A 24228-nucleotide genomic window follows, 5' to 3' on the forward strand; every position below is an offset into this window, starting at 1 on the left:
ACTTCGCCCCGAGGGAGACATTGATGAGCGGAATGGACGATCGCGAAAAAGGACTTGAAGGCCGTTACGCGCACGATCAGGAACTGGAATTCAAGGCGGGCGTTCGCCGCAACAAAATGCTGGGCCTCTGGGTGGCCGAACTGCTGGGTAAATCCGGTGAAGACGCGCAAGCCTATGCCAAGGAAGTCATCAAATCCGACTTTGAGGAAGCCGGCGATGAAGACGTCTACCGCAAGGTGAAAGGCGATCTCGATGCGGCCAAGGTGGATGTCTCCGAACACACCGTGCGCACCAAGATGGAGCAATTCCTTGCGGATGCGCGTGACGAGGTGATGAAGGAAGGCTAGGGCCTTTCTCTGATGGAAAATTTCACACCTGTGTCCGCGCTCATCGGCGGTGTGCTGATCGGCCTGTCCGCCGTCTTGCTGATGGCGCTGAATGGCCGCGTGGCCGGGATCAGCGGCATCTTGGCCAATACGGTGATTGGTGCTCCGGGAGATCGCCTGTGGCGTCTCCTGTTTATTGCCGGACTGATCGCCGGACCTTTGGTGGTGCGCGCGGTGTCAGGCGAGCCGCTGCCGTTTGAAATCACCACGAACCTCTCCCTGCTGATCAGCGGCGGGCTGTTAGTCGGCATCGGCACCCGGCTGGGTTCAGGTTGCACCAGCGGGCATGGCGTGTGCGGCCTGTCGCGCTTTTCCGTCCGGTCGCTTGTGGCCGTGATCACCTTCATGGGTGTGGGCATGCTTACCGTCGCGCTAATCCGCGCCCTGGTAGGGGGTTAGGCGATGGGCAAGAATATCGCAGGTCTTTTCGCCGGGCTGATTTTCGGCATTGGCCTCACCATTGCGCAGATGACCAATCCGGCCAAGGTGTTGGGATTTCTGGACATTCTGAGCAATTGGGACCCGTCCTTGGCGTTCGTGATGGGCGGCGCCATGGCGGTGACCACGCTGGGCTATTTCCTGGTCTGGAAACGCAAGACGCCGGTCTTCGCGGACTCATTTCAGGTGCCCACCAACACAAAGATCGACCGCCCGCTGATCCTTGGTGCGGTGCTGTTCGGAGCAGGGTGGGGGCTGGTCGGCCTGTGTCCGGGACCGGCAATTGCCGGGCTCTTCATTGGAGGCTGGCCGTTGCTGGTCTTCCTCGGCGCCATGCTGTCGGGCATGGTAATTTACGAAGGGGCGAACCGTAAAGGCTGGTTGCCCTAGCCGGTCATGTCCGGCGGCAAGGCGACGCCGTCGCGCTCATTGTCCCAGATCATGGCGATGATCCGCCATTTGCCGCTGGCATCCTTGTATAGCTGGATGGAATTAATGCCGCGGCGTTCCGGTTCCGGATCGGCTAGGTCAGTTTTGGCCTCATAACTTGACCAGGCATGCGCAATGTTCCCGAAGACCCGTACCTCGCAGGCCAGTTCCAGCTCATAGAACCCGCCCACATTAAAGAAGGGCGTCGTATTCTCACGATACTCATCCAGCGACATCATCAGATGCCAGGGCTGGCCATTATCATCGACACCGGTGCGGATCTGCCGGCAATCCGGGTGAAAATAGTCCAGCTGTTTCGACCAGTCGCGAGGGCCGGGCGGACCTGAGATCATCTCGTAGATGGCCTGGACGATGCTGCGGATTTCCGTTTCATCGCTCATGGTTTGATTAGTCCCTTCAGACCGTCGATGGACTTCGCATTGCTGTCATATCGGCGTTTCCGCCACTCTTCATCGCTGCGATGTTCATTATAGCGGACCAGCTGATTCCGCTCGCCTTTGAACTCGTAGAACGGGACGCCCCATCCGCAGGACTCCTGAATGCGGGTAATTTCGGCAGTAATGATCGCGCGGGCCTTCGGGAAATCTGGGAAACACGCGAGCGCGTCCTCAAAACCGGGATCATCAAAACAGATGGCCGATCCCTTGCCATAAAGCCTCAGAATATTGGCTTTGCCCTCGAAGGCGCAGAACATAAAGGTGATGCGGCCATTCTCGCGCAGATGCGCAACGGTTTCGATGCCGGACCCGCCAAGGTCGAGATAGGCGACCTTGTTCGGGCCGAGAATGCGAAAGCTGTCATAGCCCTTCGGTGACATATTTACATGCCCATCAGACCCAGCCGGAGCTGTGGCCACAAAGAACAGTTTTTGGGCTTCGATGAAGTTAGCGATGCGGCCGTCGATTTCGGTATACGTCTTGGCCATCACCCTAGTCCTTGCGGCTATTCGCCAAACACCCGCGCGAAAATCGTATCGACATGTTTGAAATGATAGGCCTCGTCAAAACAGGCCTCGATCTGAGCGTCTGACAGAAAGCCGCGCACGTCTTCATCGGCTTTCAAGTGATCGGACAGCTTGCCGCCTTCATCCCAGGTTTTCAGACCATTGCGCTGGACCAGACGATAGCCGTCCTCGCGGCTGGCCCCGGCCTGGGTCAGGGCGAGCAAAACACGCTGGGAATTATGAATACCGCCATAGGCTTCCAGATTTTCCCGGCAGCGATCCTCATGTACGATCAGCTTTTCTATCATGCCGGCGGTGCGGTGCAGGCCAAAATCCAGATGCACGGTGCTGTCGGGCGCAATGCCGCGCTCCACGGACGAATGTGAAATATCCCGCTCATGCCAGAGCGCGATATTCTCCATAGCTGGCACCACTGCCATGCGCACCAGACGCGCCTGACCGGTCAGGTTTTCCGTCAGGATCGGGTTGCGCTTGTGCGGCATGGCCGATGAACCCTTCTGGCCTTTGGAGAAATACTCCTGTGCCTCGCGCACTTCTGAACGCTGAAGATGGCGCACTTCCACGGCGATGTTTTCAATCGCCGAGGCGATCAGGCCCAGAACCGCGAAGAAATTCGCATGCCGGTCGCGCGGAATAACCTGGGTAGAGATGGGCTCCACAGACAGCCCCATCTTCTCGGCCACATGGGCCTCAACGGACGGGTCGACATTGGCGAAGGTGCCAATCGCGCCGGAAATCGCGCAGGTCGCGACTTCATCGCGCGCACGGACCAGACGATCTCTGTTTCGAGCGAACTCGGCATAGAAACGCGCAAATTTCAGCCCCATCGTGGTGGGTTCGGCGTGAATACCGTGAGAGCGGCCAATACAGGCAGTGTATTTGTGCTCTATCGCGCGCGTTTTCAGCGCTTCCAGCACCCGGTCCATACCCACCAGCAAGAGATCTGCCGCATCGCGCATCTGCACGGCGAGGCAAGTGTCCAGCACGTCCGAAGACGTCAGGCCCTGATGCACAAAGCGCGCATCCTCACCGACCAGCTCGGCGAGATGGGTCAAAAAGGCGATGACATCATGTTTGACCTCGGCCTCGATCTCATCGATCCGGGCGACATCAAACGTCTTGTCCTTGGCCTTCCAGACGGCCTTGGCAGCCTCGGCGGGCACAACGCCCAGCTCGGCCAGGCGGTCGGTGGCATGCGCCTCGATCTCGAACCAGATGCGATACTTGTTTTCCGGCGACCAGATCGCCGCCATCTCCGGCCTCGTATATCGGGGAATCATGCGCGTGCCAGTCCTTTGTGTTTGAGGCCCGCGTGATGCGCTTGAGAGCCGGGAAGGTCAAGTAGCGAACAGATGTCCTCCCCTGTTTACGGGGGAGGTGTCAGCGAAGCTGACGGAGGGGGCTGGCGCAGCATTCGCCCCCCTCGGCCTTTCAGGCCACTCCCCCCGCAAGCAGGGGGAGACATCACATTAGCTCTGATAAACCCCCGCCGCCCGATCTGCCAGCGCGCGCATCGCCTCACGATAGGGTGCAGGGCCGTGACTGATCCGGGAAACGCCCCGCTTGGCCATCTCGGCAATCGAGGGCGCGCCCTCTTTCATATAGGCATTCACCGGCAGGTTTGTGTGCTCACAGAAACGCCCAATCAGATCGGCATCGGACAATCCCGGAATGAATATGCCGCTGGCCCCCGCCTCGGCATAAACATCGGCGCGGTCGGTGGCTTCCTTCATGTGGTTGGCATGGTCGGCGGCATCGGTCTTCAGGAACACATCCGTGCGCGCATTGATGAATAGCGGAATGCCGGTCTCGTCCGCCACGCCGCGAATAGCAGCGATGCGCTTGGCCTGATCCTCGATCGAATAGAGCCCGTCTCCCGACACGATGCGATCCTCGAAATTGATACCCACCGCCCCGGTGGCGATCAGCTTGGCGATATTATCGGCCAGGAATTCCGGCTCGGCGGCATAACCGCCTTCAAAGTCGATGTTGACAGGTAACTCAACCGCTGAACTGATCTGCTTGGCCGTGCGCAATAGGCGGTCCAGCGGCAGCTTCTCGCCATCGTCATAGCCCTGAGCCGCGGCGACCGACCAGCTGCCGGTCGCTATGGCTTTTGCGCCCGCCTCGGCGACTGCCTTCGCGCTGCCGGCATCCCAGATATTGTAAAGCACCAGCGGATTACCCGCTTGATGAAGGCTATGAAAAGTCTGGGCTTTGCCCGCTTGCGTTTGCATGTCTTAGCTCCTTGGCGGCAGGCCGCGTGCCATGGTCAGAAATTCCAGCGTCGTGCCCGCGCGGCGATGTTCGGAAATCGCCTGATAGTCCGGATCGTGATACCACGCTTTGGCGGCGTCTTCGCTGGGGAAGGTGGCAACAATCAACCGGCCCTCGCGTGGCGCCTGACCTTCAAACGTGTGCGGCACATCATCAAACGACAGCAGCTGACCACCATGCTTCTTCAGGATCGGGAAGAAGCCCTTTTCATAAGTCTTGTAGGTCTCGGCGTCGTGGATTTTCAGATTGGCCACGACGTAGACGGGCGTGTTGGTCATAGGCTCCCCCAATCAATCTCGGCGTGGCGGTCCAGCGTTTTCGAGAAATCCGGCATGGCGTATTTCAGGCCCGAGCCGCAATTGAACAAAACCGCCTCCGCGTCGCGCTCGATCAGGCCTTCATCCAGCGCCCGGCCATAGGCGGCCAGCGTCGCCGCGCCTTCCGGGCACAACAATAAACCATCTTCGCGGCCACACACGGCGCGGGCGGTTTCGATCTGGTCTTCTGAGACCGACAGCGCCGCGCCGCCGCTTTCGCGCACGGCGCGCAGGATCAGAAAATCGCCAATGGCTTTGGGCACGCGAATGCCCATGGCAGCGGTTTCCGCCTCAATCCATTCGTCGGCGTGTTCCTTGCCTTCGTCATAGGCTTTCACAATGGGCGCACAGCCTTCGGCCTGGATGGCGAACATTTTCGGGCGCACCGAGCCGATCCAACCCAGGCGCTCCATCTCATCAAACGCCTTCCACATGCCGATCAGGCCCGTGCCGCCGCCGGTGGGATAGAAGATGGCATCGGGTAAGCGCCAGCCCAGCTGGGCGGCCAGCTCGACCCCCATCGTTTTCTTGCCCTCGATGCGATACGGCTCTTTCAGGGTGGAGACATCAAACCAGCCCATCTTGTCCTTGCCCGCGCCAACCAGGGCACCGCATTGATGAATAAAGCCATTGACGCGAAACACTTTTCCGCCGTGCAGGGCGATCTCGCGGATATTAACTTCCGGCGTATCATCCGGGGCAAAACACCAGCTCTCAATTCCCGCGCGCGTGCCATAAGCCGACAGCGCGGCCCCGGCATTGCCATTGGTCGGCATCGCCATTTTGGTGACGCCATAGGACCGCGCCATGGACACCGCGAGAGCAAGGCCCCGCGCCTTGAAACTGCCAGTCGGCAAGCGGCCCTCATCCTTGGTGATGAGACGGCCGGTGCCGCCATAATGCGTCATCGTGTCCGGGCAATCGATCAGCGGGGTGTCGACCTCGCCCAGGGTGGTGACGTGCTCGTCCTTCGCGACGGGTAACAGCTCGCGCCATTTCCAGCAGCCGCCCTCGCGCGCCCAGATTTCATCGCGATCAATCTCGCCCCGCGCTTTTTCAAAGTCATAGCGCGCCAACAGCGGCTTTCCGGCTTCAGACAGATTCCAGGGCTGATCCTTGGCGTAGGTGCCGCCGTTAGCCGAGCATTCCAGATGGGTGAAATAGTTGGGATAGGGCATGGTGGGAGTGTTAGCGGCATTCCATGGAAGCACAACTACCGGGTCCCTCGGGCTCGACCCGAGGGTCCATCTATTCATAATTGATGGATCCCCGGATCAAGTCCGAGGGACCCGGATACATTATCGTCATTCCGGGGCGCCCGCAGGGCGAGCCCGGAACCCATGCCGGAACTTCAGCCTCACAGAATGGGTCCCGGACAAGGCTGACGCCTTTCCGGGATGACGAGTTTGGTGTCTCTGCCGTAATCAGCGGAGGACACCGGCGCAGCGCGCGAACACCTAAATCAACCCCAGAGTCTTAAAGCTTGCCGTCATTTCCCGTCCGATGATCAGATGATCATGGACGACGATGTTGAACGGTTTGCAGGCCTCAACAATCGTCTTGGTGATCTCGATGTCAGACGTTGAGGGCGTCACATCCCCCGAAGGATGATTATGAACCAGGATGATCGCGCTGGCATCATGGGCGAGGGCGCGTTTGACCACCTCACGCGGATAAACGGGCGCCTGATCAACCGTACCTTTTGAAATCACCTCATCGGCTTTCAGCCGGTTTTTTTTATCCAGATACAAGACGCGGAATTGCTCGACATTTTCATGCTGCATGGCCGTGCGGCAATAGTTCACCAGCGTCGACCAGGAAGAAATCACCGGCTTATCCAGCGCGCCTTCGCGGGCCATGCGCGAGGCGACAGACCGCAAAAGCTGGAGATCGACTGCGGTCTTTTCGGAGACGCCCTTTACTTCTGTCAGCGCTTCGATCGAGGCGGCAGCCACACCGCCCAGATCGCCAAATCGCGCGATCAGATCCTTGGCGAGCGGTTTGACGTCCCGGCGTGGGATGGAGCGGAAGAGGAAAAGTTCCAGCAGCTCATAATCTGCCAGCGCATCACCGCCTGCGGTTGCAAAGCGTTGCCTGAGCCGGTCGCGATGGCCCGCATGATGCGGTATCTCCGGCTTATCGGGCATGAAATCAGGCGGCGTAGGGCGGCTTGTCCAGCCCGGCGGGCGACGCGGTGAATATCTCCACCCCGTCCTCGGTCACCCCAATGGAATGCTCAAACTGGGCCGACAAGGACTTATCCCGCGTCACGGCTGTCCAGCCATCGGCGAGGACTTTCGCATCCGGCCGGCCGAGATTGAGCATGGGCTCGATGGTAAAGAACATGCCGGGCTTGAGTTCCAGGCCTTCACCGCGCTGGCCATAGTGAAGCACGTTCGGGCTGTCATGGAAGAGCCGGCCAATGCCATGACCACAGAAATCTTCTACCACCGAACAGCGATTGGCTTCGGCAATCTCCTGAATGGCGGCGCCAATATCGCCCAGCGTGTTGCCGGGTTTGACCTCGGCAATGCCGGCCATCAGCGCTTCATAGGTGACCTCCACCAGACGTTCGGCCTTCCGGCGCGGTTCGCCGACAATGAACATGCGGCTGGTATCGCCATGCCAGCCATCGAGGAAAATGGTGACGTCGATATTGACGATATCGCCATCTTTCAAAGGCTTGGGCCCCGGAATGCCGTGACAGATCACATGATTGATCGAGGTGCAGGAAGATTTCATATAACCGCGATAGCCGAGCGTCGCTGGCACGCCGCCTTGAGCGAACATAAAGTCGCGCACGGCATTGTCGATCTCTTCGGTCGTCACTCCTGGCTTTACCAGGGGCACAATGTGATCGAGCGTTGCCGCTGCTGCCCGGCCTGCCTTGCGCATGCCGGCAAAGCCTTCTTCGCCATGCAGTTTCACGCGGCCATCGCGCGACACATCATCCGCGCCATCGGCCTGGATATCATAAGCCAGATTCATGATTCTTCCTGTGCCCTGTTGGGACCCATATAAACAAAACCCGCAGCGATTTAAACGCTGCGGGCCTGTTTCTGTGGAATTTGGAGGATTTTGCTATTCGCCGCCGCCGAAATATTCGCCGAAGAAATCACCTTCATTCCAGGCCGGAGCCTCGTCATTATTGGCAATCTCGCGAGCGATCAGGAAGTTGATATTGGCGAATTTCGCGCCCTGTTCGTAGAGGATGACGAACTCCTCATCGCTGTCCACCTCGTCGGACTGGCGGTGATAATGGGTATTCAAAAAGCCCATAAAGCCTTCGCCCTGATCCCAACGGGGATCAGGAGAGGAAAAGCCGGTCATCAGGAAGACCGCCGGCACGCCTTCGCGCACAAAGCTGTAATGGTCTGACCGGACAAACAGGTTTTGTTCCGGGATGGGATCCGGGCTGACATCCACGCCCATCCGGGCCGCCGCGCGCCGGGCGATCGGTCCCAGAGAAGACCGTTCCGCGCCAAAAGCGATAACATCGGAAAATTCATAGGCAATGACCGGCATGTCGAGATTGACATTCGCGACCATTTCTCCCTCGTGAGACGGATAGCGGGCGTAATAATCCGAGCCCAGCAAGCCTTGTTCCTCCGCCGCCAGGGCCACAAAAACAAGCGAGCGCCGGGGCGCTCCGGTTTCCAGGAAAGTGCGCGCGGTTTCGATCATGATCGCTGTACCGGAGGCATTATCCAGCGCACCATTACAGATGCGGTCTTCCTCATTGTTGGACCGGCAGCCGGTTGTCGAAACCCCGTTCGCATCGGTGATGCCGATATGATCGAGGTGCGCCGTCAGGACGATCACCTCGTCCGCAAGCTGTGGGTCAGACCCCCGGATCATGCCGACCACATTATGATCGGTGAACAATTCGCGCGTCGTCTCCTGCCGCATGGTCACAGTTGCGTTTAGGGGCATGGAGGCGGTCTCACCGGCTTCCAGCTGGGCGATCGCCTCTTCCAGCGTGATACCGGCATTGGCAAAAAGCGCATCACCGCCTTCGCGCGACACACCGGCGGTGACCATCACCGCACTTTCAGCTTCTGACGTGCCATCCGGCCCGAGCGCAATGCGCGTCTGGGATGTCAGACGAGACGCAAAGCGCTGATAGTTTTCGGTTTCGGCCATGGAAATAGAAATCGTACCGACCGCGCCGCGCGCGATCGCATATTCCCGCTTGGTGGAGGTGCGTTGCTGGTGCGAGCGCTCGTCTGACGGCATGAAGTCCGGGGCCCCGCCGATAAAGGCGACAATACGGCCCTCGACATCGACACCGGTATAATCATCATAATCATGGTGCGGCAGGCTCAACCCATAACCCACAAAAACGACCTCAGCCGAAATGTCGCTGGCGTCGCGCGCAGGGTGACCGCCAATTATAAGGTTTTCCCCGTTGGTGAGTTCAACCGCATCGTCGCCCTCTCCAATAATCAAAGCACCTGAGTCCCCCAGGGGGGTCATGTATTGCAGCGGCACCGCGGCAAAAAAGCCGCCATCATCGCCCGCAGGTTCCAAGCCAAGCAGCCGATATTGCGTTGCCACATAATTAGCAGAAATCTGATAGCCGCTTGTGCCGGCCGCACGTCCTTGCATAGCGTCATGTGCAAGGAAACGAATGTGCGATTCAATACGTTCCGTCGGAATGTCCGGCAGGAAATCTTCATCCATGTCCTGGGCGATGGCCATGGCCGGAAGAAGCGAAAACAGGCTGGCCGCAGCCAGGCGGGAGAATTGGTTCACGAAACAACCCCTTTTTGGATTTGGCGCGCACTATAAGCACAGAAAAAGCCGCATCAATCGGCTGGGTCTAAACTTTCCGTCATCAAGGCATCCGCAATCTCGGGTAGAACGCGATAGTGTTTCACGAGAGCAGGTGACATCCGGGTCGGCCGCCCGCTGCGCAGCTTGAAACACACCAGATCCATCCGCGCCCGAAAGATCGTCTGGCCATTATCCGCCCGGCGGAATTGATATCGGCGCTCGGCGCGCAAGCGTCCATCGGATTTGGTGATCCACACCGCGCAATCCAGCACGTCCCCGGCATGGGCATGGCCCAGATAATCGCATTCAGAACGGATGATCGCCATGCCGTGCTCATACTTCACGAACTCGGTGCGCGGGTGCTCCGGCACGTCAAAATCCCAATGTGCCCAAGCGGTTTCATCCCCCCAAGTTAGATACCGCGCATTGTTTACATGGCCGAACTCATCCTCATCTGCCGATGTGGCGATGATCTGGTGGATAAAAGGCGAGGGCAGGTCCCAGCCGTCAAATGTCTTGGCCTTGCTCATGGGCTTTGCCTATATCCGCGCCTGCAGCACGATGAAAGGGCAGGCGATGAGCACAAACAGGAATGTCACAGCAGGTGTGCTATTGATTGGCGACGAGCTTCTGTCCGGCCGCACGCGCGATATCAACCTGTCCGAGATCGCGAAATTCCTCGCCCCGCTGGGCGTATCGGTCGTGGAATGCCGCGTCGTGCCGGACGAGCAGGACGAGATCGTGGCCGCTGTCAATCATTTGCGCGCTAAATGCGATTATGTCTTTACCACGGGCGGTATAGGCCCGACGCATGACGACATCACGGCTGACGCGATTGGCGCCGCCTTTGGCCAGGCGGTCGATGTCCGCGCCGATGCGCTGGAGATTATCGAACACTGGTATGCCAAGACCAAAACGCCCCTGACCGAAAGCCGAAAGCGCATGGCGCGCGTCCCGGCAGAGGCCATCCTGATCAACAATCCGGTCACGGGTGCGCCCGGCTTCCAGACCGGTAATGTATTTACCCTGGCCGGCGTGCCCAAGATTGCGCGCGGCATGCTCGAAGATATTGCCGACCGGATCGACGGTGGCGCGGTGACGCTCTCGCGCACCGTGGCGACCGGCGGCTTGCGTGAAGGCGATCTGGCCGAAGGTCTGGGCGTACTGGCGAAGGCCTATCCGGATATCTCCATCGGCTCATACCCCTATTTTTATGAGAACGAGGCCGGTGAGATTGTCCGTGGCACCAATCTGGTGGCGCGTTCGACCGATGAGCCTGCGCTCGCCGAAGTCATTGAGAAACTTGCCGAGCTTTCCCGCTCGGTCGGTGGCAAGCCGGTCATCGATCCGCCGGATGCCAAGTAGTCCGATCGCCCCGTAATTGCCCTATTCACGCCCGAGAATGGTTCCCAAGCGAGGGAAATGTGTATCCATCAGGGCAGGGGAATAGGACATCACATGACCAGAAAACTGCTACTTACTTCCGCTGCAGGGGCGATTGCCTTTGCGGCCCTACAAACCACACCGGTGACGGCCACCAGTCTTCAGGATGCAGCCGATGACCGGCCGGATATTTTCGTCCAATGCCCGACGCTGGTGGCCAACCAGTTCAACCGGGACAATCGCGGCCGGGTCACATATGTGCAGCAACCCCGTAATGGGTCGGGGGCGGGCACGCCGCCTCCGCCTCCGCCTCCGCCGCCACCTCCGCCGCCGCCTTCACCAGCCGTCGTCGATCAGGCAGCTCCGGCGGCCGAGGAAGCCGAACGCGTGATTGTGACAGGCACGCGTTTGACAAATGCCCAGACCCAACCCCAGCCCGCACCCGGCGACATTGACCGCGAGCGTTATGAGGATGTCGAAACCAATGATGTGGTCGTCACAGCGGAAAACCCGGTCTCGACCTTCTCAGTGGACGTCGATACGGCCAGCTATTCGGTCGTACGTGATTATCTGACCGGCGGAAATCTGCCACCGCGCGATGCCGTGCGCATCGAGGAGCTGGTCAATTATTTCGACTATGCCTACCCGTTGCCAGAAACCCGGGATGCACCCTTTGAAGCCAGCGTCACCGTGGTGCCTAATCCGTGGAATGCCGACACCCAGCTGATGCATATCGGCGTGCAGGGCTATGACATTCCGCGCGAAGAACGCCCGCGCGCCAATCTGGTATTTCTGATTGATGTGTCCGGGTCCATGGGCTCTCCCGACAAGTTGCCGCTGGCCATTTCCGGTCTGCAAATGCTGGTCGAAAACCTCGATGATGACGACACCGTCTCCATCGTCGTTTATGCGGGGGCCGCAGGTGCCATTCTGGAGCCTACTCCAGGCTCTCAACGCCATTGCATCAATGCCGCGCTGGGCATGCTCGAAGCGGGCGGTTCCACCGCAGGCGGGCAGGGGCTCAGCCTCGCTTATAATTACGCGCGAGAGCATTTCGATGAAGACGCGGTCAATCGCGTCATGCTGCTCACCGATGGCGATTTCAATGTCGGCGTCACGGATGATGAGCGCCTGGAAGACTTCGTCACGCGCCAGCGCGAAACCGGCGTTTATCTCTCCGTCATGGGCTTTGGCCGCGGTAACTATAATGACGCGCTGATGCAGACCCTGGCCCAGAACGGCAATGGCCTGGCTGCCTATATCGATACCGAGGCCGAGGCGCGGCGCTTCTTCGTCGAAGAGGCTTCATCCGCGCTCTTTCCCATCGCCAATGATGTGAAGCTGCAGATCGAGTTCAATCCGGCGCGCGTAGCCGAATACCGCCTGATTGGCTATGAAACGCGTCTGCTCAATCGCGAAGACTTCAACAATGACCAGGTGGACGCCGGCGAGATCGGCTCCGGCCATTCCGTCACCGCCATCTATGAAATCACCCCACCGGGCAGTGACGCGCTGTTAAACGAGCCGCTGCGCTATGGCGGCGGCGAGGAAACCGAAACCGGATTTTCCAACGAATACGGCTTCTTCCGCGTGCGCTATAAAAGGCCCGGCGAAGACGAGAGCCGCCTGATCGAATTTCCGGTCACCACCGCCAACGAAGCCGACAGTCTCGAAACCGCAGGCGATGATGTGGCGTTCTCGGTCGCAGTGGCAGGCTTTGCCCAGCTCTTGCGGGGTGAGGATTACATCGACCCGGACGTGTTTGGTTATGGCGAGGTGGTCGATCTGGCCAGCGCACACATCGGAGCGGATGCGTTCGGCTATCGAGCAGAGTTTCTGCGCCTTGCGTCGCTGGCCGCACGTGAAGCCGGCGATGAAAACGTCAAGCCTCGCCTGAACGGGCAGGGGCGCTAACCCGTATTGAATGGCGATAGGCGAAAAAGCGGGTGCGGTGTCTGCCGCGCCCGCTTTTCTCGCACCACAAACGCGTTACAACAGAGCCGGATGCGGACGTGGCGGAATTGGTATACGCAACAGACTTAAAATCTGTCGCCCGTAAGGGATTGAGGGTTCAAGTCCCTCCGTCCGCACCATTCTTCGCTGACGAAGTCTGCGGAGAATGCCGCGCCGAAGCCCAAAGGGCGAAGGCGGGCAGCCAGCTTCTGTCAGCTTGAATGTTTTTTTTGCCTCGCGCCAGTTCGCTGCGCTCACGGCTCCGGCAGGGCGGGCGAAAGCCCGGGCCGCGGTCGCGACCTTGGGCAGATTTGTTGTTTCCGTTGCACCCGGTCGAAGTGCCAAGCAAGAGCATTGATTCCACGGGCCGTGCTCACATGAAACGCGCTCAAGGACAGAGCGATTGATGCGCCCTGCGAATTCCGTCAATCTTCTTCCATGTCGACACGCCATACCCGATTCATCGAAACCGCCACCGAGCTGAGCCCGGAGCTGGCCGCTGCGATCAAAGGCGTGGGCCCTGTGGAGATGCATTCGCGCGCAGATATTCCCTTTGCGGTCGCGCTCAGCCGGTCGATCACCGGCCAGCAATTGTCTGTCAAAGCCGCCTCAACCATATGGGGCCGTGTGGAGGCCAGCGCGGGCGATACCCCTCTGGCCGATCATTTTTATCACGCCAATACGGACATTTTGCGTAGCTGCGGCCTCTCCGGGGCCAAGACCAAAGCAATCTGCGAGATTGGGGCTCTGGCGCGCGAAGGCGGGCTGGATGATGAAATGCTGCGCGGACTATCCGCGGAAAAACGCGCCGAACACATCACCGCCATCTGGGGTGTCGGCCAGTGGACGGCGGACATGATGAACATGTTCTATTTCGGCGAGGAAGACATCTGGCCGGATGGCGATGTCGCCGCCCGCAAAACCCTGGAACGCCTCACCTCAAAACGGCGCAAGACGGTGCGCACGGCGGCCCGCTTTGCCCCCCACCGTTCTTATCTGGCGCTCTACATGTGGCGGCATGTCGATGCGAAACCGGTTTAGTCGCACAAGTTGACGCCTACGCGAACTAGACCCGTCCGCGCTTCCAACCTAGCTTCGCCGCCAACCTAAAAATCACGCCGGACCAAGGGCCGGGCAGGGGAGCCAGCATGTCGAACCAGGAAAAGATCGCGCCAAACCTTCGTATTCCGGTCATTGGTGCGCCGCTCTTCATTATCTCCAACCCCAAGCTGGTCATCGCCCAGTGCAAGGCGGGCATAGTCGGATCCTTCCCGGCGCTGAATGCGCGCCCGCAAAGCCAGCTGGATGAATGGCTGGATGAAATCACGTCCGAACTCGAAAGCTATAACAAGGCCAATCCGGACAATCCGGCCGCGCCTTTTGCCGTGAACCAGATCGTCCACCGCTCCAATGACCGGCTGGAGGCCGATCTTGCCACCTGTGAAAAATACAAGGTGCCGCTGGTCATCACCTCGCTGGGGGCGCGCATTGAGCTCAATGATGCCGTTCATGCCTGGGGTGGCCAGACGCTGCACGACATCATCAATGTGATGTTTGCGCGCAAGGCGCTGGAAAAAGGCGCTGACGGGCTGATCGCCGTGTGTGCAGGCGCAGGCGGCCATGCCGGCGTCAAATCCCCCTTCGCGTTGATCCAGGAAATTCGTGAGTTTTTCGATGGCCCGCTGGCCCTGTCCGGTTCCATCGGTCATGGCGGCGCGGTATTGGCGGCTGAGGCGATGGGCGCGGATTTCGCCTATATCGGCTCCACCTTTATCGCCACGCATGAAGCGCGCGCGACCGATGATTACAAGCAGGGCATTGTCGAAGGCACGTCTGACGACATCGTCTATTCCAGCCTGTTTACCGGCGTGCATGGCAATTATCTCAAAGGCTCCATCCGCAATGCCGGGCTGGACCCGGACAATCTGCCGGAAAGCGACCCGTCGGCGATGAATTTCGGCTCGTCCTCGTCCAAGGCCTGGAAAGACATCTGGGGTTCAGGCCAGGGCATTGGGGCCATGAAGGAAGTCATGGGCGCGGGCGAATATGTCGCCAAGCTGACGGCGGAATATGACGCGGCCAAAGCGCGTATTTGCGGGTAATCTCTCAGCTGCTACGGAAGCTAGGTTGTGCTACATCTCCAGGATGCAGCGCCTATTCGCGATTCTCGTTAACCTATTTATTTGCGGTGAAGCCTTAGCCTGCTCGCGCATTCTCATGCCCGATTACTTCGCCTCCATCATCGATCCAGAGGACGCAATTGCGCTTGCAACGGCTCAACAGAGCCACACAATCCTATCATTGGACGGCGAAACGCAATGGTGGTCGGAATGTCCGCTATTGGAAGACACTTATTGCCGTATTCGTTCCCGACAACAGACCGACTAAGATGTGATTGGATTTACTTCGGTGTGGACCGTCGATTCGGTCGTTCAAGGCGAAGTTGATCCTTTGATTGTCAGTTCAATACAGGCCGTCCCGTTGCATCGTATATGCCCGCCAGATATCCCGCTCAGGAGGGAAAGAAATCTGGTAATCATCGATGCCGAAACCAGTCAGGTCCTGTATTTGCCAGAGGCGCTAGGACTGGAAGTGCTGGCTTTGTTGCAGGACGAACGCCCGGTGTTGCCAAGAAAGTAATCCAACCCCTCACCCTCGAAAGCCGCCCATTATATGGCCGCCTTCCTTTTCCCTTCGTCAGTCGAAAGCTCCACCGGAGCTTTCTTTGTGCCTTAGCCCCTTTGAAAGGGGAGAGGGTGGGATGCGAATTTGCGCAGCAATGAGCATTCGGGTGAGGGGTTGTGATAAAGCGCGGCTTTTTCGTCTTCCCGGAAAGGCGTCAGCCTTGTCCGGGACCCATGCCGTGTTGATGTTCCAGCATGGGTTCCGGGCTCACGCTCCGCGTGCCCCGGAATGACGCGTGTGTTCGCTGATAAACCAAACTTATCCCCACGCTCTCATTCCCACCTACAATGCCTCCCACCTCACACCTTATGGAGCAGCGGGCTGCAGGCCGTCTGTAGGTCGGGTGAGAGGGGGATGCCTCGAGTGGGGGTGACTTAACGGATCACTTTCATGAAAGAGCGCCTGGGCGCGCGTCGTCTCCGGATGAACGGAGGCGTACGGGACACCCTTGCAGGACATGAGGATGGAATGAGGTCTTCAGACGAGTCCGGGAAGAAAACAGCGGACAGCGACTCTGGAGAAACCGGCCATCGGTTGGGCGCAAAGTATCGCGGCCCATGCGGTTCGGCGGGCTGGTTGAAGCCATACCCTAAGCGGTCCCGGACAGGCGAAAAGACATCCCGCGCGGGAGGCCTCATAAGCCACCCACACACAAAGTTTTCGGCTTGCGAGATACCTCCCGCGCGCTGCTTCTACCCTCGTACCTCGCGGTGAAAGCCGGCGGGGGTGTTCTGCATGCTTCGAAGGCAAAATCGAGAATTTGCGTGCAACCGGACGCCTCTCTGCCTAGGTTGCGCTCATGGCTCAACCCCTTCGACCGCCCTGTGAATCGGCCCGCCTGGCGGAGTTAGGCAGTGGCGAGTGTCCAAAAGCCCACCGTCCCTTCGTTCTGGCAGCGGCGATATTGGGCTCGTCCATGGTCTTTATCGACAGCTCGGCCCTGTCCGTGGCGATCCCGGCCTTGCGCAATGATCTGGACGCCAGCCCGTCGGATCTCAACTGGATTTTCAACGCCTATACGCTGCTTCTTGCCGCTTTCACCCTCATTGGCGGTGCCGCTGCGGACCGGTCAGGGCCCAAGAGGATTTTCCTGTGGGGCGGGGCGGGGTTTGCTCTGGCTTCGCTGGCTTGCGGGCTGGCTAACACAGCCGAAACGCTGATCGCGGCGCGCGCTGTGCAAGGCTTTTTCGGCGCGTTGTTAACGCCAGCGTCTCTGGCGATGATAGCTGCGGCTTATCCAGAGGAAGAGCGTGCAGCTGCGATCGGCACCTGGGCGGGCGCATCAGCGCTAACCACCGCTGGCGGCCCTGTCTTGGGGGGATGGCTGGTGGAAACGCTCAGCTGGCACTGGATCTTTTTTATCAATCTGCCGGTTGGGGCGCTGGCCTTGGGAGCGGCGCTGACTGCAAATCTGAAGCACATCCGCCCAACCACAAAACAATCCATGGACCTGCCCGGTGCCATTATGATCGCTTTGTCACTTGCGCTCATGGCGTTCGGTCTGGTCGCCCTGGGAGAGGGGGGTGCGTCGCGAATGGAGGCCGGGATCAGTCTGATCGCGTCGCTAATTATGCTGGCGGGCTTTGTTTTGCGCGAACGCAGTGCCGATGCGCCCATGTTGCCCTTGTCGATTTTTAAGTCGCGCGCTTTTTCCGGCATCAATCTGGCGACACTGGTGCTCTATGCCGCGCTCTCTACTGCGTTTTTCGGATTGCCGATTTTCCTCGCAGATGTGCGCGGATGGAGTGCGACGCAAATCGGCCTCGCCTTCTTGCCCTTCACCTTGAGTGTCGGATTCCTTTCCGGCCTGTTCGGCAAGTATTCAAAAACCTATGGCGTTCGCCTGACCATGGTGGCGGGATGTGGTCTGGTGATCGTGGCCTTTATCATGCTCGCGGCGTTTGGCGGGCTGCCGGGATGGTGGCCAATCTACCTGCCCATGTTGCTGGCGGGGCTGGGCTTTGCCCTGATCATCCCGCCTTTGACAGCCACTGCACTCTCTTCGGCACCGCAAGCATTCTCCGGCCGGGCATCGGGCGTGAATAATGCCGCCTCACGCGTCGCGTCCATGCTAGGCGTGGCGCTTGCAGCCGCACTACTGGCCGCTCAAGTTGACTGGATCTGGATGTTCGCCAGTGCAGCCGTGCTGACGGCGCTCGCCGCGCTGATAATCTTGGCGTCGATCAGATCGACGTCAGCCAATGACGCGCCGGGCACTTTCTAGTTTTCAGCGTGCCGGTAGGCCTCAAGCAATTCCTGGCTTGGCATATTGTCATGAAGGAAGACCTCGATGTTCGCGAGAACGACCATTCTGTTCCGGAATCGCTGAATACTATGCCCATCTGCCGCGATACGTCGAAATACCGTTCCCGGAGGAGGCGTGCGGAGGCGTCGCTGAAAGTGTTCAAATTGGTCGATTGGAACCACTTCGTCCCACTCCGAATGCAGAACCAGAACAGGTATCGATATGTTTTGCGTGTTGTTGGCGGGGCTGGCCCGGCGCAAATTCACACCTTCGAGCATTCGTCTTATGCGTCGCTCTAGCCCAACAAAATTTTCAGAATAGCGCAACATACCATGCAGATCGGTAACGCCATTGATGCTAATGGCTCCCGCATAGAGGCCATTGTCACGCGTTGCTGCTAATAGGGCTGAGTAACCGCCATAGCTCGTGCCCATTGCCGCAATTCGCGAAGGATCGGCCAGTCCTTCGGCAACCAGCCAACGGGCGGCATCGTCGATATCATTTTGCATGCCACGGCCCCATTCACCCTCACCAGCGGACTCAAAACTCCGCCCGAATCCGGTCGACCCACGGAAATTCACCTGAAGCACGCCATAGCCACGACTGGCGAGAAATTGGACCTGATAATCGAACCGCTTGAAGTCGCGCGCGGCAGGGCCGCCGTGAATAAGCAAAATGAACGGAAGTTGCTGTGCTTGATCAAGCGACGTGTAGCCGTGTGGAAGAGTGATGACACCCGGCAAGGTCAATCCATCTCGCGCAGGAATGGTGATCGCAAAGGGCGAACCCATCGCCGCATTGGCAAGCCCCGGAAGGCGATAGCCTATTCGCTGAGGCTGGCGGCCATCGAGATTGGCAACATACAAACTGCCCGGGTCGCTATGGGAAGATGCGGATATCAGGAAACGCCCGCTTTCAGTTGCGGTTCCAACTATGCCGATATCGTTTGCACCTGTCTGACGTGCAAGGCGGTCGGTAACACCTTCATAACGAGGGTCGAAGAAGACGCGCTCACGTTCATCAGCGATATAGGTCACCCCCACGACTTCGTCGGTCGTGCTGTCGCGGATCAGACCCTCGATATCAAATTCGGGATGCCTGAAGACGAGTTCTCTGATCGCTCCGGCGTTAATGTCAAAGGTGAATAGCCCCAAGGTGTCAGCGTCATGATTGGACGCCACGTATAGTGTGCTGGGGTTAGTCCCGAAGCCCAGAGGGAAGAAATCGTGATCTGCAGCGAAAAACGTTGAGATATCCGTCCAATCCGCATCAGCGTCTGTTCGGACCTCAACGAACCTGTCCCGATCAGCGTTGCCGTTCGGATAGCCCCAGATCAACCGCACGATTGCCTGACGGTCGGTTATAAAATCGCGAGTGCCATTTCGATCCTGCAGGATGATTTCTGAATCGGCTGTTCTGATATTCGTGCGGATCAAATCGAAAGTGTCTGACCGGCGCCAATTCTGAGCAAGGAGAATATGGTCAGGGTCTTCAGGTAAAAAATCGACGACTTGCGCCATGAATTGCGGGCGACGATGGGCCCTGCGGCCTCGATTGGAAGGTTCGCGGTCCAGTCGCATTATAGCCGACATATCGGCACGCAACGCATAAAGATGGGTACGAAGATATATGGTGTCGTCGATGAATGGGTCTTGGTTCGGCTCGGACGTGGCAAAAAGCACAGTGTCGTTATTTGCCCAGCGGACCCATTCGACTTGCTCGACAATTTCTATTGGGATGGCAGATAGCGGCGTATCAGGAGAAAAATCCGTAGGCATGACCGCCAACATGTTCCGGTCATCTCGTTCAAACACAAACGCGATCCGCTCTCCGTCTGGCGACAGGTCGACTGACGAAAACATTGGAGGTTGGGCAAACGCAGAAATGGGAGGCAATGCGGCCTGAGCCGCAACCAAAGCGGTGCTAAGCCACCAAAATACAAACAGCCAGCTAGTTCGGAAAAAAACCAAGGTTTCAGCACGCGCCCTAATTGCAGTTCGAATTGAAACGCAATCGAGACGCTTTTCAAGTTCAGTTTCCGCTAAATGCTCGTCAGCCAGTTCGGCTTGACATACGGCAGTTTCAGATCGTCCGCGACCGGTTTGTAGGTCACTTCGCCATGGGCCACATTCAATCCGCGCGCCAGGTGCGGGTTGTCGTTCAGGGCCTGTTTCGCGCCCTTGTTGGCCAGCGCCAGCATGAAGGGCAGGGTGGCATTGGTCAGTCCAAGCGTGGACGTCCTGGCGACCGCGCCGGGCATGTTGGCGACACAATAATGCACCAGACCATCTACCATGTAAGTCGGGTCATCGTGCGTCGTGGCTTTGGACGTTTCAAAACATCCGCCCTGATCAATGGCGATATCTACCAGAACCGCACCATCCTTCATGTGAGACAGCATTTCGCGCGTCACCAGCTTGGGCGCCGCGGCACCGGGGATCAGCACAGCGCCAATCACCAGGTCGGCATCGATACAGGCCGCGGCCACCCCAGAGCGCGTCGAAAACGCTGTCTTGGCCATGCCGCCGAATTGCGTATCCAGTTCGGCCAGACGGTTCATCGAGCGGTCAAAGATTGTGACGTCCGCGCGAGCGCCAACGGCCATCTCGGCGGCATGCGTGCCGGCCACGCCGCCACCCAGGATCACAACCTTAGCTGGGGGCACGCCGGGAATGCCGCCGAGCAGCATGCCACGTCCGCCCTGACGCATTTCCATGCAATGCGCACCGACCTGAACCGACATGCGCCCCGCCACTTCCGACATCGGCTTCAACAGGGGCAGGCGGTTGTCATCATCTGTGACGGTTTCATAGGCAATCGCGATACATCCGGATTTGCGTAATCCTTCTGTCTGGACCGGGTCCGGAGCCAGGTGCAGATAGGTGAAGAGGACATGGTTTTCCGTCAGCATCGCTGTTTCCGATGGCTGCGGTTCTTTCACCTTCACGATCATATCGGATTCGCCGAACACCGAAGCTGCATCCGGCAGGATTTTTGCGCCCACAAATTCGTAGAGTTCGTCGGTAAAGCCGATATTGGCCCCGGCATTCGTTTCTACGAACACCTCATGGCCAGCACGAACCAGTTCGGCGGCGCCGTCAGGCGTCAATCCGACCCGGTTTTCACGAACCTTGATTTCCTTGGGGGCACCTACACGCATCAGCCAACTCCCGCTTTATCCCCGCCTCGCAATACGGGTTTAAATTCCCCGACCTCATACATTGCAAATCCGATGCTGACCATGCCCCGTATGCGCTCCTTGCAATAATAGGACGTCACCACTAGGGAAACGCTTATGAGCGATACGCGATATGAAAAACTCGACCTGCTGGGCGGCGATGGCCCGGTTGCGGCGTCTCCGGAGGAGGCAACGCTCGAACGCGTCGAAAATCCGTGTAAAGCCGATTATCTCATCCGCTTTACCTGTCCGGAATTTACGTCCATCTGCCCGGTCACCGGTCAGCCGGACTTTGCGCATCTTGTGATCGACTATGTGCCGGAAAAATGGATTGTCGAATCAAAGTCGCTGAAGCTCTATCTCACCAGCTTCCGCAATCATGGCGCCTTTCATGAAGCCTGCACGATGATGATAGCCCAACGCCTCATTGATGAGCTTTCGCCCAAATGGCTGCGCGTTGGCGGCTATTGGTATCCGCGCGGCGGAATCCCGATCGATATCTTTTTCCAGACTGGCGAGGCACCAAAGGGCGTCTGGGTGCCCGATCAGGGCGTCGCGCCCTATCGCGGTCGTGGTTAACCGTTCCAGCGATCAACTTGCGGAACAGGCCGGACGCGTTCGACAGGTTCATCTTCAGATGATCCGATATGAATGAAGCCGGCAACCCGCTCATGTTCAGAAAGACCCAGCTTTTTTTGGGCTTTGGGGTGATAGCAATACCATTCGGTCAGCCAGTTGCTGGCATAGCCCATCGCCTGAGCGCCCAGAACGAGGTTTTGGCAGGCCGCTCCAGCAGACAGCACTTGTTCCCATACAGGAATTTTATGATCTGGCGTCACGGTCGAGACCACGGCAATCACCAGAGGCGCGCGGGTAAAGCGGGTTCGCTCAATTTTTTGGCGGGCGTCATCACTGTCGTTTTCGCTGGCCCAGAGATCGGCGAGAAACATGCTGATTTCCTGACGGACCTCACCTTCAAAAACAAGGAACCGCCAGGGGCCCAACTTTCCATGATCGGGAACACGTGACGCTATACCGATCAGCGTGTCGATCTCTTCGCGCGTGGGACCGGGTTCGGTCATGGCTTTCGCCGCCGTCGAGCGTCGTTGAGTCAACAGATGAAGCGTTTCTGCGCTCTTATGTGTTGGCTTGAGGCGGTCGCCCTGAGTTGGAAAATTGGCAGAAAAAACGGCGGCTTGTGAAGATGACATTCGCGGCGTCCTGACGCAGGTTTTTGACGTTTTAAGAATTGGGACCTTATATGGGGTGGGGAAGCGGCACCAGAACCGCTTTGGGAAAAGAGCCTGGAAAACACATGAGTGCAGACGTAACGATTGAGACACCGACACCGGCTGAACGCCGCCGGCTGAAAGTGCGCGATGCCATCATCGAGGCCGCCGAATCGCTCTTCACCAAGGAGGGCGAGCAAGGCATATCCATGCGCCGTCTGGCTGAGGCGATCGATTATTCTCCTGCTGCGATTTACAAGTACTTTGATTCCAAGGAAGCGCTCTTTTCCGAAATGCGCGAGCTTTTCTTCGAGCGCCTGATTGGTCGCATCACCGAAGCAGCTGCTGAAGGCGGCGACGAGAATGTCCTTTGCGCGCGCTGTGGCCGTGTCTACGTCGAAACGGCGCTGGAAGAGCCCAATCACTACCTCATGGCCTTCTCCTTCTGGAACAAGGATGAGACGCCGGACGAGAATTCTTTTGCCTTCCATGCAGAAAAACAGCTGTGCGATATGATCCGGGGCGGCATCGAGAAACGTATCTTCAGGCAGATGGACCCGATGGTCGCCTCAAAAAGCGTCTGGGCCAGCGTACATGGCCTCGCAACTTTGATGGCGTCGATTGACGACTTCCCGCAGGGGATGCCCGGGTCTGAACATGTCACGCGGGAAACGGTGATCGACTTCCACACTGACATGATCATCCGCGGTCTCAACGCATAAATCTCAGCTAATTGCAAAAAAGTGAACACTGTTCACTTTTCAAACGTCATTAAATGACCTATATCCGGCCTCAGCACAAACAGCGAGGGCGGGACCATGTCCGCATTCAAGCAAAGACTGGAATCCATTGGATCGGGACTGGCAGTGTTAGTCGCCGCTTTAGGCGTGGCGGCCATTGTCATTCTGGTTTCGACGATGCGGGCGGCTGATGCCGAGGTTACCCAGGTTGAGCCCGGCGCGCTGCCGGTGTCCGTCATGACGGTGGAATATGCGGAAAATGCCGAAACGGCCGAAGCCTATCCCGGCCTGATTTCCGCCCGGCGCGAAAGCGATCTGGGGTTTGAGCGCGGAGGCCGGATTGCGGAAGTGCGCGTCGATATTGGCGATCAGGTCAGCGCTGGCGACACGCTGGCCCGGTTGGATACCAGCACGCTGCGGGCGCAAATCGCGGCCGCTGATGCGCAAACCGCCGAAGCCGATGCGCAGGTGGCCATCGCCCGCGCCACGGAAGAACGGCAGCAGACCCTTCTGGACCGTGGCCATATTTCCCAGCAACGCCTCGATGAAGTGGCCACCAACACGACCGCTGCAGAAGCGCGCCGGGCGGCCGCTGCCGCTCAAGCCAACTCGCTGCGCGCCCAGCTGGTTCTGTCGGAAATTGTTGCGCCCTTCGATGGCGTCGTGACTGCGCGAAATTCCGATGAAGGCGCGATTGCCGGACCGGGCATTCCGGTGCTGCGCCTGGTTGAAAACACTGCCCTGGAAGTTCGCCTCGGCCTTCCGGTCAGCGCCGCTGCCGCGCTGGAACAGGGAGAAACCTATCAATTCCAGACGAGCTCTGGCGTCATTCCCGCTCACTTCCGTTCCACAACAGGCGTGGTCGATGTCCGTACCCGGTCGGTTACGGCCGTGTTCGATATCACCAATAGCGATGTGCGGGCTGGGGAAGTCGCCCGCCTTATGCTGGAAACGCAAATCAATGAGCGCGGCTTCTGGGTGCCGGTTACAGCCCTGACGGAAGGCCGCCGCGGCCTGTGGTCGGTCCAGGCCCTGATCCGCGATGAGGCTGGCAACTGGTCGCTTGAACCGCGCGTGGTTGAAACCCTCCGCGTTGAAGTCGATCGCGCTTTTGTTCGCGGCGCCGTCAGTGATGGCGAACAGATCGTGGCTTCCGGCCTGCAGCGGGTCACGCCCGGACAGCGCGTCACGCCGGTGGAGGACTAAG

At 58.7% G+C, this 24228-nt stretch carries 24 protein-coding genes and 1 tRNA gene; 12 read left to right on the forward strand and 13 right to left on the reverse strand.

All coding sequences use genetic code 11. From position 1 onward, the window contains the following. Nucleotides 1–23: 23 nt before the first annotated feature. From ACO079_RS01065 to ACO079_RS01075, 3 genes are read left to right on the forward strand one after another with little or no spacing between them, the layout of a single operon-like run. Nucleotides 24–347 carry a DUF1476 domain-containing protein gene (locus ACO079_RS01065; protein WP_421791155.1) on the forward strand — a complete coding sequence of 108 codons (324 nt, stop codon included), beginning with the start codon at nucleotides 24–26 and terminating at the stop codon, nucleotides 345–347. Nucleotides 348–359: 12 nt separating this feature from the next. Further along, complete coding sequence (locus ACO079_RS01070) at nucleotides 360–785, forward strand: YeeE/YedE family protein (RefSeq protein ID WP_421791156.1); 426 nt, start codon at nucleotides 360–362, stop codon at nucleotides 783–785. 3 nt (nucleotides 786–788) lie between these two features. Beyond that, nucleotides 789–1214, forward strand: a complete 426-nt coding sequence (locus tag ACO079_RS01075) for a DUF6691 family protein (protein WP_421791158.1) — start codon at nucleotides 789–791, stop codon at nucleotides 1212–1214. Here the strand turns inward: ACO079_RS01075 and ACO079_RS01080 are convergent. From ACO079_RS01080 to ACO079_RS01125, 10 genes are all read right to left on the reverse strand, one after another. Further along, nucleotides 1211–1654 (reverse strand): hypothetical protein, encoded by a 444-nt coding sequence (locus tag ACO079_RS01080; protein WP_421791159.1) that lies wholly within the window; start codon nucleotides 1652–1654, stop codon nucleotides 1211–1213. The genes ACO079_RS01075 and ACO079_RS01080 overlap by 4 nt on opposite strands. Continuing rightward, the gene (locus ACO079_RS01085; RefSeq protein ID WP_421791161.1) at nucleotides 1651–2199 is read right to left on the reverse strand and encodes a pyridoxamine 5'-phosphate oxidase family protein; all 549 of its coding nucleotides are present in this window, start codon (nucleotides 2197–2199) and stop codon (nucleotides 1651–1653) included. The genes ACO079_RS01080 and ACO079_RS01085 overlap by 4 nt, the downstream gene beginning before the upstream one ends. Before the next feature lie 17 nt (nucleotides 2200–2216). Then, the gene (purB, locus tag ACO079_RS01090) at nucleotides 2217–3518 is read right to left on the reverse strand and encodes an adenylosuccinate lyase (protein WP_421791163.1); all 1302 of its coding nucleotides are present in this window, start codon (nucleotides 3516–3518) and stop codon (nucleotides 2217–2219) included. 189 nt (nucleotides 3519–3707) lie between these two features. Beyond that, a complete protein-coding gene (locus tag ACO079_RS01095; protein WP_421791165.1) occupies nucleotides 3708–4475 on the reverse strand; it encodes an isocitrate lyase/PEP mutase family protein in 768 nt (255 codons plus the stop codon). A 3-nt stretch (nucleotides 4476–4478) separates the two neighbouring features. After that, nucleotides 4479–4793 (reverse strand): DUF1330 domain-containing protein, encoded by a 315-nt coding sequence (locus ACO079_RS01100; protein ID WP_421791167.1) that lies wholly within the window; start codon nucleotides 4791–4793, stop codon nucleotides 4479–4481. Further along, nucleotides 4790–6010: a threonine synthase gene (locus ACO079_RS01105; RefSeq protein ID WP_421791168.1), complete on the reverse strand. Its 1221-nt coding sequence runs from the start codon at nucleotides 6008–6010 to the stop codon at nucleotides 4790–4792. The genes ACO079_RS01100 and ACO079_RS01105 overlap by 4 nt, the downstream gene beginning before the upstream one ends. A gap of 279 nt (nucleotides 6011–6289) precedes the next feature. After that, nucleotides 6290–6979, reverse strand: a complete 690-nt coding sequence (gene radC / locus ACO079_RS01110) for a RadC family protein (RefSeq protein WP_421791170.1) — start codon at nucleotides 6977–6979, stop codon at nucleotides 6290–6292. A gap of 4 nt (nucleotides 6980–6983) precedes the next feature. After that, nucleotides 6984–7820 carry a type I methionyl aminopeptidase gene (gene map, locus ACO079_RS01115; RefSeq protein ID WP_421791172.1) on the reverse strand — a complete coding sequence of 279 codons (837 nt, stop codon included), beginning with the start codon at nucleotides 7818–7820 and terminating at the stop codon, nucleotides 6984–6986. Nucleotides 7821–7913: 93 nt separating this feature from the next. Further along, on the reverse strand, nucleotides 7914–9587 hold the full coding sequence (locus tag ACO079_RS01120) for a M28 family peptidase (RefSeq protein WP_421791174.1): 1674 nt from the start codon (nucleotides 9585–9587) through the stop codon (nucleotides 7914–7916). Nucleotides 9588–9640: 53 nt separating this feature from the next. Then, nucleotides 9641–10138, reverse strand: coding sequence for an acyl-CoA thioesterase (locus ACO079_RS01125; RefSeq protein ID WP_421791176.1), 498 nt, complete (start codon nucleotides 10136–10138; stop codon nucleotides 9641–9643). A gap of 46 nt (nucleotides 10139–10184) precedes the next feature. Here ACO079_RS01125 and ACO079_RS01130 point away from each other — a divergent pair, with 46 nt between their 5' ends. The 6 genes from ACO079_RS01130 (at nucleotide 10185) to ACO079_RS01155 (ending at nucleotide 17853) form a co-directional block, all read left to right on the forward strand. Further along, nucleotides 10185–10973, forward strand: a complete 789-nt coding sequence (locus ACO079_RS01130) for a competence/damage-inducible protein A (RefSeq protein ID WP_421791177.1) — start codon at nucleotides 10185–10187, stop codon at nucleotides 10971–10973. A 93-nt stretch (nucleotides 10974–11066) separates the two neighbouring features. Beyond that, complete coding sequence (locus ACO079_RS01135; protein WP_421791179.1) at nucleotides 11067–12905, forward strand: vWA domain-containing protein; 1839 nt, start codon at nucleotides 11067–11069, stop codon at nucleotides 12903–12905. Nucleotides 12906–12997: 92 nt separating this feature from the next. Next, a tRNA-Leu gene (locus ACO079_RS01140) sits at nucleotides 12998–13084 on the forward strand. A 298-nt stretch (nucleotides 13085–13382) separates the two neighbouring features. Next, nucleotides 13383–13985: a DNA-3-methyladenine glycosylase family protein gene (locus ACO079_RS01145; protein WP_421791181.1), complete on the forward strand. Its 603-nt coding sequence runs from the start codon at nucleotides 13383–13385 to the stop codon at nucleotides 13983–13985. Between the two features lie 107 nt (nucleotides 13986–14092). Further along, nucleotides 14093–15046: an NAD(P)H-dependent flavin oxidoreductase gene (locus ACO079_RS01150; protein WP_421791183.1), complete on the forward strand. Its 954-nt coding sequence runs from the start codon at nucleotides 14093–14095 to the stop codon at nucleotides 15044–15046. A 1382-nt stretch (nucleotides 15047–16428) separates the two neighbouring features. Next, nucleotides 16429–17853: an MFS transporter gene (locus tag ACO079_RS01155; RefSeq protein ID WP_421791185.1), complete on the forward strand. Its 1425-nt coding sequence runs from the start codon at nucleotides 16429–16431 to the stop codon at nucleotides 17851–17853. Here ACO079_RS01155 and ACO079_RS01160 read toward each other — a convergent pair. Both ACO079_RS01160 and ald read right to left on the reverse strand, forming a co-directional pair. Next, nucleotides 17850–19664: an alpha/beta hydrolase family protein gene (locus ACO079_RS01160; RefSeq protein WP_421791187.1), complete on the reverse strand. Its 1815-nt coding sequence runs from the start codon at nucleotides 19662–19664 to the stop codon at nucleotides 17850–17852. The genes ACO079_RS01155 and ACO079_RS01160 overlap by 4 nt on opposite strands. A gap of 251 nt (nucleotides 19665–19915) precedes the next feature. After that, nucleotides 19916–21034, reverse strand: coding sequence for an alanine dehydrogenase (gene ald / locus ACO079_RS01165; protein WP_421791189.1), 1119 nt, complete (start codon nucleotides 21032–21034; stop codon nucleotides 19916–19918). Nucleotides 21035–21169: 135 nt separating this feature from the next. On the opposite strand from ald, the gene queF reads away from it, so the two are divergent. Then, nucleotides 21170–21631, forward strand: coding sequence for a preQ(1) synthase (gene queF / locus ACO079_RS01170; protein WP_421791190.1), 462 nt, complete (start codon nucleotides 21170–21172; stop codon nucleotides 21629–21631). On the opposite strand, the gene ACO079_RS01175 is transcribed toward queF, so the two are convergent. After that, entirely contained in the window at nucleotides 21628–22134 is a 507-nt protein-coding gene (locus tag ACO079_RS01175) for a nitroreductase family protein (RefSeq protein WP_421791192.1), read from the reverse strand. The genes queF and ACO079_RS01175 overlap by 4 nt on opposite strands. A 233-nt stretch (nucleotides 22135–22367) precedes the next feature. On the opposite strand from ACO079_RS01175, the gene ACO079_RS01180 reads away from it, so the two are divergent. Both ACO079_RS01180 and ACO079_RS01185 read left to right on the forward strand, forming a co-directional pair. Continuing rightward, nucleotides 22368–23003 carry a TetR/AcrR family transcriptional regulator gene (locus ACO079_RS01180; protein WP_421791193.1) on the forward strand — a complete coding sequence of 212 codons (636 nt, stop codon included), beginning with the start codon at nucleotides 22368–22370 and terminating at the stop codon, nucleotides 23001–23003. 96 nt (nucleotides 23004–23099) lie between these two features. Beyond that, nucleotides 23100–24227 (forward strand): efflux RND transporter periplasmic adaptor subunit, encoded by a 1128-nt coding sequence (locus ACO079_RS01185; RefSeq protein WP_421791194.1) that lies wholly within the window; start codon nucleotides 23100–23102, stop codon nucleotides 24225–24227. The last annotated feature ends 1 nt before the right edge of the window (nucleotide 24228 follow it).

The organism is Hyphobacterium sp. (assembly GCF_965228115.1).
GTDB lineage: Bacteria > Pseudomonadota > Alphaproteobacteria > Caulobacterales > Maricaulaceae > Hyphobacterium.